This is a genomic window from Sphaerotilus sp. (assembly GCF_041083715.1).
Taxonomy (GTDB): domain Bacteria; phylum Pseudomonadota; class Gammaproteobacteria; order Burkholderiales; family Burkholderiaceae_C; genus Sphaerotilus.
Genome location: NZ_JBFPGY010000138.1, coordinates 1 through 10564, shown reverse-complemented (window position 1 = coordinate 10564; position 10564 = coordinate 1). Strand labels below are relative to the sequence as shown.

Annotated in this window: 10 protein-coding genes and 1 tRNA gene; 4 read left to right on the top strand and 7 right to left on the bottom strand. The window is 67.6% G+C overall.

Annotation, left to right across the window (positions count from 1 at the left end; translation table 11 throughout):
* Together AB3X43_RS06530 and AB3X43_RS06525 are read left to right on the top strand one after the other, a co-directional pair.
* The coding region (locus tag AB3X43_RS06530) for a class 1 fructose-bisphosphatase (protein WP_369429052.1) at positions 1-491 on the top strand (491 nt) is incomplete at its 5' end.
* Between the two features lie 28 nt (positions 492-519).
* Positions 520-595 (top strand) — tRNA-Thr (locus AB3X43_RS06525).
* A 169-nt stretch (positions 596-764) separates the two neighbouring features.
* Here the strand turns inward: AB3X43_RS06525 and AB3X43_RS06520 are convergent.
* The 7 genes from AB3X43_RS06520 to AB3X43_RS06490 all read right to left on the bottom strand — a co-directional run bounded on the left by AB3X43_RS06520 (position 765) and on the right by AB3X43_RS06490 (position 7621).
* Positions 765-1196, bottom strand: coding sequence for an EamA family transporter (locus AB3X43_RS06520; RefSeq protein ID WP_369429051.1), 432 nt, complete (start codon positions 1194-1196; stop codon positions 765-767).
* Positions 1197-1288: 92 nt separating this feature from the next.
* Positions 1289-2236, bottom strand: a complete 948-nt coding sequence (locus AB3X43_RS06515; protein WP_473965070.1) for a branched-chain amino acid ABC transporter permease — start codon at positions 2234-2236, stop codon at positions 1289-1291.
* 20 nt (positions 2237-2256) lie between these two features.
* Complete coding sequence (locus AB3X43_RS06510) at positions 2257-3141, bottom strand: branched-chain amino acid ABC transporter permease (RefSeq protein WP_369429050.1); 885 nt, start codon at positions 3139-3141, stop codon at positions 2257-2259.
* Between the two features lie 31 nt (positions 3142-3172).
* Entirely contained in the window at positions 3173-4396 is a 1224-nt protein-coding gene (locus tag AB3X43_RS06505; RefSeq protein WP_369429049.1) for an ABC transporter substrate-binding protein, read from the bottom strand.
* Positions 4397-4464: 68 nt separating this feature from the next.
* Positions 4465-5211, bottom strand: a complete 747-nt coding sequence (locus AB3X43_RS06500; protein ID WP_369429048.1) for an ABC transporter ATP-binding protein — start codon at positions 5209-5211, stop codon at positions 4465-4467.
* Entirely contained in the window at positions 5208-5969 is a 762-nt protein-coding gene (locus tag AB3X43_RS06495; RefSeq protein WP_369429047.1) for an ABC transporter ATP-binding protein, read from the bottom strand. The genes AB3X43_RS06500 and AB3X43_RS06495 overlap by 4 nt, the downstream gene beginning before the upstream one ends.
* 11 nt (positions 5970-5980) lie before the next feature.
* Positions 5981-7621, bottom strand: coding sequence for an acyl-CoA synthetase (locus AB3X43_RS06490; protein WP_369429046.1), 1641 nt, complete (start codon positions 7619-7621; stop codon positions 5981-5983).
* A gap of 158 nt (positions 7622-7779) precedes the next feature.
* On the opposite strand from AB3X43_RS06490, the gene AB3X43_RS06485 reads away from it, so the two are divergent.
* Positions 7780-9855: a PAS-domain containing protein gene (locus AB3X43_RS06485; RefSeq protein ID WP_369429045.1), complete on the top strand. Its 2076-nt coding sequence runs from the start codon at positions 7780-7782 to the stop codon at positions 9853-9855.
* Entirely contained in the window at positions 9852-10559 is a 708-nt protein-coding gene (locus AB3X43_RS06480) for a response regulator transcription factor (protein WP_369429044.1), read from the top strand. Before AB3X43_RS06485 ends, AB3X43_RS06480 begins: the two co-directional genes overlap by 4 nt.
* The last annotated feature ends 5 nt before the right edge of the window (positions 10560-10564 follow it).

Genomic DNA, 10564 nt, shown 5'->3' with positions numbered 1-10564 from the left:
TGTTCACGCTCGACCGCGAGACCGGCTCGTGGGTGCTGACCAGCGAGAACGTGCAGATCCCGGCCGACACCAAGGAATTCGCGATCAACATGTCGAACATGCGCCACTGGGACACCCCGGTGAAGCGATACATCGACGAGTGCCTGGCTGGCCAGGAAGGCCCGCGCGGCAAGGACTTCAACATGCGCTGGGTGGCCTCGATGGTCGCCGACGTGCACCGCATCCTGACCCGTGGTGGTGTGTTCCTCTACCCCTGGGACCAGCGCGAGCCGGCCAAGCCGGGCAAGCTGCGTCTGATGTATGAAGCCAATCCGATGGCGTTCCTGGTCGAGCAGGCTGGCGGCATGGCCACCAATGGTCACCAGCGCATCATGGATCTGGGACCGACCAAGCTGCACGAGCGTGTCAGCGTGATCCTGGGTTCGAAGAACGAAGTGCAGCGCGTGACGGAATATCACCTTGAAACCGCACAACCCTCTTCCCAAGAGTAAGAGATTGCCGCTACAATAGCGTTCTTTCGCCGGTGTAGCTCAGTTGGTAGAGCAGCTCATTCGTAATGAGAAGGTCGAGGGTTCGACTCCTTTCTCCGGCACCATACAAATCAACGGGTCAGCGCTCACAAGGCGCTGACCCGTTGTGCTTTGTGGCAGCGCTGTCGGCACAGTGAATGGCCAGCAGTCACCGACGCATGTTGGCTCGGCTCGCTGCAGCATGTCAGCCCACCTGCTCGACAGCACTCCCAGCCCGACACCGGGCAGCCACGGTTACTTGAGTGCCAGGACCACCACACCGCTGGCGACCAACGCGATGCCGAGCCACTCCCGCAGCGACGGACGATCCCCCAGAAAGACCACGGCGAAGACGACGACCAGCACGAGGCTCAACTTGTCGATGGGGGCGACCTTGGACGCATCACCGAGTTTCAATGCCCGGAAATAACAGGTCCACGAAGCTCCCGTGGCCAGCCCCGACAGCACCAGGAAGATCCACGTCTTCGGACTCAGGGCGCGCGGGTCCGTCCACTGCCCGGTGGCAGACACGAACGCCGCAAGCACGCCCAGGATGACCACCGTCCGAATGAGGGTTGCCATGTCGCTGTTCACGCCCGCGATGCCGACCTTGGCCAGGATGGCCGTCAATGCCGCGAACACCGCCGACAGCAGGGCGTAGGTGAACCAGTTCGATGTCGCCGCCATGGAAGTCCTGTGGGGTTGGAGTGGCGCGCGAAGGCGCCTCATGAGGGGATCGGCATGGCCTGCCGGTTCTCCCTCATGATGCAACCCTGGAGTCAGCTGATGCGCGCGCGCAGCGCCTTGAGTTCGCCGACGATGCCGCGGCGGAAGGCCAGCACGCAGAGCACGAAGATCGCGCCCATGATCACCGTGACCCAGGAGCCGACCTTGTCCGCCAGCTCGTTCTCCAACGCCACGATGACCGCGGCACCGACGCCCGGGCCGAGGATGGTGCCGAGCCCGCCCAGCAGCGTCATCAGGACCACCTCGCCGGACATGTGCCAGTGCACATCGGTGAGCGAGGCGAGCTGGAACACCAGCGACTTCATCGAGCCGGCCAGCCCGGTCATCGCCGCCGAGATCACGAACGCGACCAGCTTGTAGCGCTCGACCTGGTAGCCCAGCGAGACGGCGCGCGGCTCGTTCTCGCGGATGGCCTTGAGCACCTGCCCGAATGGCGAATGCACCGTGCGGTAGATCAGCGCGAAGCCGGCGAAGAACACCGCGAAGACAAAGTAGTACATCGCCAGGTTGTCGCTCAGGTCGATGACGCCGAAGAGCTTGCCACGCGGCACGCCCTGCAGACCGTCTTCGCCGCCGGTGAACGGCAGTTGCAGCGCGAGGAAGAACACCAGCTGCGCCAGCGCCAGCGTGATCATCGCGAAGTAGATGCCGGCGCGGCGGATCGCCACCCAGCCAAAGAGCGCGCCGAGGCCCGCGCCGACCACGGTGCCGGCGAGCAGCCCGAGTTCAGGCGACCAGCCCGCTTCCTTCACCAGCCACGCACAGACGTAGGCCGCGCCGCCGAAGAAGGCCGCGTGGCCAAAGGACAGCAGGCCGGCAAAGCCCAGCAGCAGGTTGAACGCACTGGCGAACAGCGCGAAGCACAGCAGCTTCATCAGGAAGGTCGGGTAGGCCACGAAGGGCGCGACCAGACCGGCCACCAGCAGCAGGCCGAACATCAGACTGGCCTGGGATTTCGAGGATGCGACAACGGGTTTCATGGATTGGTGCCTTTGCGACTTCACGCCTGCTTGCCGAACAGACCCGCCGGGCGCAGCAGCAGCACCACGACCATGATCACGAAGATCACCACCGCCGACGCTTCGGGGTAGACCACCTTGGTCAGCCCTTCGACGACGCCCAGACCCAGCCCGGTGACGATGGAGCCGAGGATCGAGCCCATGCCGCCGATCACCACCACCGCGAACACGACGATGATCAGGTTCGAGCCCATCAGCGGATTGACCTGCACCACCGGCGCGGCCAGCACGCCGGCAAACGCCGCCAGCGCGACACCCGCGCCGTAGGTCACGGTGACCAGCACCGGCACGTTGATGCCCAGCGCCTGCACCAGCTCGGGCCGTTCGGTCGCGGCGCGCAGCGTGGCGCCGAGCCGGGTGCGCTCGATCAGGTACCAGGTGATGGCACACACGCTGAGCGCGGCGACCACGACCCAGCCGCGGTACAGCGGCATGAACATGAAGCCGAGGTCCACGCCACCCTGCAGGAGTTCCGGCACCGGGTAGCTCTGGCCCGAGCTGCCGTACAGGTTGCGGAACACGCCCTCGCCGATCAGCGCCAGCCCGAAGGTCAGCAGCAGGCCGTAGAGGTGGTCGAGCTTGTAGAGGTGCTTGAGCAGCAGCCGCTCGATGACGACGCCGAGCACGCCGACCACCAGCGGCGACAGGATCAGCGCCGCCCAGTAGTTGATGCCGAAGTACTCCAGACCCAGCCACGCGACGAACGCGCCGATCATGTAGAGCGCGCCGTGCGAGAAGTTGATGATGTTGAGCAGGCCGAAGATGACCGCCAGCCCCAGGCTCAGCACGGCGTAGAACGAGCCGTTGATCAGCCCGAGCAGCAACTGGCCGAACAGTGCCTGGGAGGAGATGCCGAAGAGTTCCATCGTGGCCTGCCTTTCCTGTGATCGCCGGGGATTACTTCTTGGCGATCAGCGGGCACTTCGACGCCGACAGCGGCTGGAAGGCCTCGGCCGCCGGGATGGTCGCGCGCACGTTGTAGTAGTCCCACGGCGTGGTCGACTCGGACGGCTTCTTCACCTGCAGCAGGTACATGTCGTGGACCATGCGGCCGTCCTCGCGGATGGTGCCGTTCTTGGCGAAGAAGTCGTTGACCGGCGTCTTCTTCATCTGCGCCATGACCTTGGCGGTGTCATCGGTGCCCGAGGCCTTGACCGCCTTCAGGTAGTGCATGACGGACGAGTACTGGCCCGCCTGGACCATCGTCGGCATGCGCTTGTGCAGGTCGAAGAAGCGCTTGGACCAGGCGCGCGTCTCGTCGTTGAGGTTCCAGTAGAACCCTTCGGTGAGGTACATCGACTGCGTGGCCTTCAGACCCAGCGAGTGCACGTCGGTGATGAACATCAGCAGGCCGGCGAGCTGCTGCTTCGGGGTGATGCCGAACTCGGCTGCCTGCTTGATCGAGTTGATGGTGTCGCCACCGGCGTTGGCCAGGCCGATGATCTGCGCGCCGGAGGACTGGGCCTTCAGCAGGAAGGACGAGAAGTCCGAACCCGGGAACGGGTGGCGCACCGAGCCGACCACTTCGCCGCCGTTGGCCTTGACCACGTCGGTGGCGTCCTTCTCCAGCGAGTGGCCGAAGGCGTAGTCGGCGGTCAGGAAGAACCACTTCTTGCCACCGGCCTTGGTGACGGCCTTGGCCGTGCCATTGGCCACCGCGTAGGTGTCATAGGTCCAGTGGACGGTGACGTCGTTGCAGTCCTCGTTGGTCACGCGGGTCGAGGCGGCGCCCGAGACCAGCGCGATGCGGTTCTTTTCCTTGGCGATCTTCTGCACGGCCAGCGCGACCGAGGTCGTCACCAGCTCGGACACCACGTCCACCTTGCCTTGCTCGAACCACTCGCGGGCCTTGTTGGCGGCGATGTCGCCCTTGTTCTGGTGGTCGGCCGAGACCATCTCGATCTTGAACGACGGCTTTTCCTTGGCATTGAAGTCGTCGATGGCCATCTGGGTGGCGATGACGGTGCCCTTGCCGGCCACGTCCGAGTAGGTGCCGGACAGGTCGGTCAGCACGCCGATCTTGACGACGCCATCCGACACCTGGGCCGAAGCGGCGCCGATGGTGGCGAGGGCGAGGCCGACGGCCTGGAACAGGGTCTGGAGTGCGGGCTTGAAGGTCATGGTTGTCTCCTGAGGGATTCGTGGTGTCGGGGTACGGTAAATCAGGGATCAGAGAGGGGCCGGGCGACTCACACGCCGAGCATCTGGTGCAGCATCTCGGTCCGCGACGGCAGCTCTGCCTTGGTCACGGTCGCGACGATGGAGCCATGCTCCAGCACGATGTGGCGGTCGGCCAGCGGCGCGGCGAAGCGGAAGTTCTGCTCGATCAGCAGGATGGTGTAGCCGCGGGTCTTGAGCAGGCGCAGCACCTCGCCGAGCTTCTTGACGATCACGGGCGCCAGGCCCTCGGTGATCTCGTCGAGCAGCAGCAGCTTGGCGCCGGTGCGCAGGATGCGGGCCATCGCCAGCATCTGCTGCTCGCCGCCGGACAGGCGCGTGCCAGGGCTGTGGCGGCGCTCGTGCAGGTTGGGGAACAGCGTGTAGATCTCGTCCAGCGTCATGCCACCCGAGGCGACCTGCGGCGGCAGCATCAGGTTCTCCTCGGTGGTCAGGCCGGAGAAGATGCCGCGCTCTTCCGGGCAGAAGCCGATGCCGAGCCGCGCGATGCGGTGCGGCGCCATCGCGGTGATGTCGGTGCCGTTGAACATGATCTTGCCGGTGCGGCGGCCGACCAGCCCGAGGATGGACTTCATCGTCGTGCTGCGCCCGGCACCGTTGCGGCCGAGCAGCGTGACGAGTTCGCCCTTGTTCACCGTCAGGTCGATGCCGTGCAGGATGTGCGACTCGCCGTAGAAGGCGTGCAGGTCGGTGATCCGCAGCAGCTCGCCGCCGGGCTTGAAGGCGCTGGCGCCCGTGATGCTGGTGCCTGTGCTCATGCTTCCACTCCCACGTAGGCTTCGAGGACACGCGGGTCCTTCGACACCACCGCATACGGCCCTTCCGCCAGGATCTGCCCGCGCTGCAGCACGGTGATGCGGTCGCACAGCGTCTCGACCACCGACAGGTTGTGCTCCACCATCAGGATGGTGCGGCTCTTCGAGACCTTGCGGATCAGCTCGGCGACGCGGTCCACGTCCTCGTGGCCCATGCCCTGCGTCGGCTCGTCCAGCAGCATCAGCTCCGGGTCCAGCGCCAGCGTGGTGGCGATCTCCAGCGCGCGCTTGCGGCCGTAGGGCATCTCGGCGGTGACGGTGTGGACGTACGCGCCCAGGTCCACCGATTCCAGCAGCTCCACCGCCCGGTCGTTGAGCGCATTCAGCGTGTGCTCGGACTTCCAGAAGTGGAACGAGTTGCCCACCTTGCGCTGCAGCGCCACACGCACGTTCTCCAGCACCGTCAGGTGCGGAAACGTCGCCGAGATCTGGAACGAGCGGATCACGCCGCGCCGGGCGATCTGCGCCGGCTCCTCGCGGGAGATGTCGATGCCGTTGAAGGTGATGGTGCCGCGGGTCGGCTGCAGGAACTTGGTCAGCAGGTTGAAGACCGTCGTCTTGCCGGCGCCGTTGGGGCCGATCAGCGCATGGATGTGGCCGCGCTGCACGTTCAGGTTCACGTCCTGCACGGCAGCGAAGCCCTTGAATTCCTTGGTCAGACCGGCGGTCTGCAGGATGAAGTCCGAATTGCTCGCGGTCATGGCGCGCTCCTTCAGTCGATGGCCGAAGCCGACCGCATCTGCTCGCGCAGCATGAATTTCTGGATCTTGCCGGTGGACGTCTTGGGCAGCGTGCCGAAGATCACCCGCTTGGGCACCTTGAAGCGCGCCATGCCGAGGCGGCAGTGCTCGATGATGTCGGCCTCGGTGACGTCGGAGCCGTCGCGCACTTCGACGAAGGCGCACGGCACCTCGCCCCACTTCGGGTCCGGCGCCGCGACGACGGCCGCGACCAGCACGGCCGGGTGGCGGTACAGCACCTCCTCGACCTCGACGCTGGAGATGTTCTCGCCGCCGGAGATGATGATGTCCTTGCTGCGGTCCTTGATCTTCACGTAGCCGTCCGGGTCCATCACGGCGAGGTCGCCGGTGTGGAACCAGCCACCGCGGAAGGCCTCGGCGGTCGCCTCGGGGTTCTTCAGGTAGCCCTTCATCACCACGTTGCCGCGGAAGAAGATCTCGCCCATCGTCTGGCCATCGGCCGGCACGGGCTGCAGCGTCTCGGGATCGAGCACGGCGATGGCTTCCTGCATCGTGTGCGCCACGCCCTGGCGGGCGTTCAGCCGGGCGCGCTCGCCGATCGGCAGATCCGCCCAGGCCTCCTGCTTGGCGCAGACCGCCGCCGGGCCGTAGACCTCGGTCAGGCCGTAGACGTGGGTGATGTCGAAGCCGATGCGCTCGCAGCCCTCGATGATCGCGGCCGGCGGCGCCGCCCCCGCGATCAGGCCGTTCACGGTGTGCTCGATGCCGGCGCGCAGGGCTTCCGACGCATTGATCAGCAGCCCGTAGACGATCGGCGCGCCGCACAGGTGGGTGACGTGGTGCGCGCGGATCAGCGGGAAGATCAGCGTCGGATCGACCCGGCGCAGGCAGACGCTGGTGCCGGCCTGCAGCGCCATCGTCCAGGGGAAGCACCAGCCGTTGCAGTGGAACATCGGCAGCGTCCACAGGTAGACCGCGTGGCGCGGCATGGCCCAGGTGACGACGTTGGACGTGGCGTTCAGGTAGGCGCCGCGGTGGTGCGTGACGACGCCCTTGGGGTTGCCGGTGGTGCCGCTGGTGTAGTTCAGCGCGATGGCGTCCCACTCGTCGCCCGGCAGCGACCAGGCGAAGTCGGCATCGCCCTCCTGCAGGAACGCGTCGTACTCCTTCTCGCCGAGGAAGACACCGGCGTCGTACTCGGCGTCCGCCACGTCGATCACCAGCGGGCGCGGGCCGGTCATCAGCGCCAGCGCGCGCTGGATGGTGGACGAGAACTCGCGGTCCGTGAACAGCACCTTCGCTTCGCCGTGGTCGAGCTGGAAGGCGATCGCCTCGGCGTCGAGCCGGGTGTTGAGCGTGTTGAGCACGGCGCCCGACATCGGCACGCCGAAGTGGCACTCGTACATCGCCGGCGTGTTGGGCAGCATCGCAGCCACCGTGTCGCCGACCTGCACGCCGCGGCGCTGCAGCGCGCTGGCCAGCCGGCGGCAGCGGACGTAGGTCTCGGCCCAGGTCTGGCGCAGTGCGCCATGGACGACAGCGACCCGGTTCGGGTAGGTGTGCGCCGTGCGCTCCAGAAAGCTCAGTGGGGACAGGGCCACAAAATTGGCACTGTTGCGGTCCAGGCCCTGGTCGTAGGCGGTCACAGGCATATCAGCGTCTCCATCGAACTTTGTTGGACATGTTGCAGCGTCCTTGGGCGGCAATGATCGGGCGTGATATTTACAGCACCTCGGTCGGAATGTATCGAATGTTTGCATCGGCGCGCCACCTCGGCGCCATTTATTCCCCAGCTCCTAGAATCGGCCCGATGAGCCGCCCTGACCTCTCCGACACCCTGCGCGAACAGCAGCGCCACGAGCTGCTGCAGGCCGGGCTGGATCTGCTCGACCAGGGCATCACGGTGTTCGACGCCGATCTGCGGCTGGTGGCCTGGAACCAGGCGCTGCTGCGGCTGCTGGAGTTCCCGGAAAACCTCGCCTACGTCGGCGCGCCCTTCGACAGCTTCATGCGCTACAACGCCGAGCGGGGCGAATACGGGCCGGGCGATGTCGACGCGCTGGTGGCCGAGCGGGTCGGCATGGCGCGCACCTTCCAGCCGCACCGCACCGAGCGCGAGCGCCCGAACGGCCAGATCCTGTCGGTGCGCGGCGAGCCGCTGCCGCACCACGGCTTCATCACGCTCTACACCGACATCACCGCCCAGCGCCGCTACGAGCGCATGATCCGCGAGCAGAACGCCGAGCTGGAGCGCCGCGTCGCCCAGCGCACCGCCGAGCAGCACACCAGCAACCGCCAGCTGCGCAGCGCCCACGAGGCCAACCAGCAGATCACTGCCGCCCTGCGCCGCAGCGAGGAGCGCCTGCGGCTGATCACCGACACCGTGCCGGCCATGATCGGCTACTTCGACCGCGACGAGGTCTACCGCTACGTCAACAAGGGCTACGCCGACTGGTTCGGCCACAGCAAGGACCGGGTGCTCGGCCGCTCGATCGCCGAGGTGGTGAGCGCCGAGGTCTACGCCGCCGTCTCGCCCCATGTGCGCGTGGCGCTGCAGGGCCAGCGCGTCAGCTACGAATACGCCACGCCCGGACTGCACGGCCGCACCATGCACGCCCGCAGCGAGCTGGTGCCCGAGATCGGCCCGGACGGCGAGGTGCTCGGCTGCTTCGTGCTCTCGGTGGACATCACGCAGCTGCGCGATGCGCAGGCCGCCGTCGTGCAGGCGCAGAAGATGGAAGCCGTGGTGCAGCTCACCGGCGGCCTGGCGCACGACTTCAACAACATGCTCGCCGTGATGATCGGCAACCTCGCTGCGCTGCGCGACCGCCACCCGGGGGACCCGGACATGGCCGAGTTCCTGGCGCCCGCGCTCAAGGCCGCGCACAGCGGCGCCGAGCTGATCCGCCGCCTGCTGACCTTCGCCCGCCAGCAGCCACTGGCACCGCAGCCGGTCGATGTGTCGGAGCTGATCGACGACGCGGTCCACCTGCTGCGGCGCTCGCTGCCGGATGCCGTGCAGGTGGTCGTGGTGCCGCCCGAGCCGGGCACGCCGGTGCGCGCGCTCACGGATGCGCACCAGCTGGAAAGCGCGCTGGTCAACCTCGCCATCAACGCCCGCGACGCCATGCCCGAGGGCGGCGAGCTGCGCATCGAGGCGCACCCGGTCCACCTCGGCCGGCTGGCGGCCGCGGCGGTCGACGTCCCGCCCGGCGACTACGTGCGCATCACCGTCACCGACACCGGCATCGGCATGGACGCCGCGACCCAGGCCCGCGTCTTCGAGCCCTTCTTCACCACCAAGCGCTTCGGCAGCGGCAGCGGGCTGGGGCTGTCGATGGTCTACGGCTTCGCCAAGCAGAGCGGCGGCAGCGTGATCCTGCACAGCCGCCCTGGCGAGGGCACGCAGGTCAGCCTGCTGCTGCCGCAGTCCGGCCACCCCGGCCTGGACGAGGACCGGACCGAGGACCCCACCGCCCTGCGCCACCCCGCCGCCTCGCCCGGACCGGCCACGGCGCAGGCCGAACGGCCGCTGGTGCTGCTGGTGGAGGACAACGACGAGCTGCGCCGCGTCATCCGCCGCCAGCTCGTCGGCCTGGGCTACCCGGTGATCGAGGCCAGCCACGCGCAGGAGGCGCTCGACCTGCTGCAGACCGTGCCCGACATCGGCCTGCTCATCAGCGACATCGTCATGCCCGGCCGGCTCGACGGCCGCGCGCTCAGCCGGCAGGCCCGCCTGCGCCACCCGGACATGCGCATCCTGCTGATCAGCGGCTATGCGGACGCCGTGAACCTGCCGCCGGCAGGCGACGGGCCACCCCTGCTGCGCAAGCCGTTTTCCAGCAGCGAGCTGGGGGATGCGCTCGAACACCTCGACGCCCCATGACCGCCCGCATCTTCATCGTCGAGGACCACCCGGAGGTCGCCCGGCTGCTGGACACCGTGCTGCGCGACTTCGGCTTCGACACCGACGTCTGCCGCAACGCCGCCGAGCTGCGCCAGCGCCTGCGCGTCGGCAAGCCGGACCTGTGCATCATCGACCTCGGCCTGCCCGACGCCGACGGCATGGACCTGGTGCAGGAGCTGCAGCGCCAGCACGACTGCGGCCTGCTCATCCTCACCGGCCGCGCCTACCTGGGCGACCGGGTGATGGGGCTGGAGCTGGGCGCGGACGACTACGTGACCAAGCCCTTCGAGCCACGCGAACTGGTGGCGCGCGTGCGCAGCATCCTGCGCCGACGCGGTGGTGCCAGCCCCGTGCTCCCGGACGAACGCCGCCCCGCCGAAGCGCACTTCAGCGGCTGGATCTTCCACCCCGACACCAACACCCTGCGCGGCACCCACCAGCAGGAATGGACGCTCAGCTCGGGCGAGGCCCGGCTGCTCTGCACCTTCCTGCAGCGCCCGAACCGCATCCTCGCCCGCGAGCAGATCTGCGGCGACCCCGACCTCTCGCCGCTGGACCGCAGCATCGACGTGCGCATCTCGCGCCTGCGCCGCAAGCTCGAAGTCGATGCGCAGAACCCGAAGCTGATCCGCACCGTCTACGGCGCGGGCTACCTGTTCGCGAGCGAAGTCACCTGGGCGTGAGCGGT

Excerpts from the sequence above, each read along its gene's own strand:
- AB3X43_RS06510 (WP_369429050.1), bottom strand. The coding sequence starts at position 3,141 with ATGGAACTCTTCGGCATCTCCTCCCAGGCACTGTTCGGCCAGTTGCTG.
- AB3X43_RS06490 (WP_369429046.1), bottom strand. The coding sequence starts at position 7,621 with ATGCCTGTGACCGCCTACGACCAGGGCCTGGACCGCAACAGTGCCAAT.
- AB3X43_RS06495 (WP_369429047.1), bottom strand. The coding sequence starts at position 5,969 with ATGACCGCGAGCAATTCGGACTTCATCCTGCAGACCGCCGGTCTGACC.
- AB3X43_RS06485 (WP_369429045.1), top strand. The coding sequence starts at position 7,780 with ATGAGCCGCCCTGACCTCTCCGACACCCTGCGCGAACAGCAGCGCCAC.
- AB3X43_RS06500 (WP_369429048.1), bottom strand. The coding sequence starts at position 5,211 with ATGAGCACAGGCACCAGCATCACGGGCGCCAGCGCCTTCAAGCCCGGC.
- AB3X43_RS06505 (WP_369429049.1), bottom strand. The coding sequence starts at position 4,396 with ATGACCTTCAAGCCCGCACTCCAGACCCTGTTCCAGGCCGTCGGCCTC.
- AB3X43_RS06515 (WP_473965070.1), bottom strand. The coding sequence starts at position 2,236 with ATGAAACCCGTTGTCGCATCCTCGAAATCCCAGGCCAGTCTGATGTTC.
- AB3X43_RS06480 (WP_369429044.1), top strand. The coding sequence starts at position 9,852 with ATGACCGCCCGCATCTTCATCGTCGAGGACCACCCGGAGGTCGCCCGG.
- AB3X43_RS06520 (WP_369429051.1), bottom strand. The coding sequence starts at position 1,196 with ATGGCGGCGACATCGAACTGGTTCACCTACGCCCTGCTGTCGGCGGTG.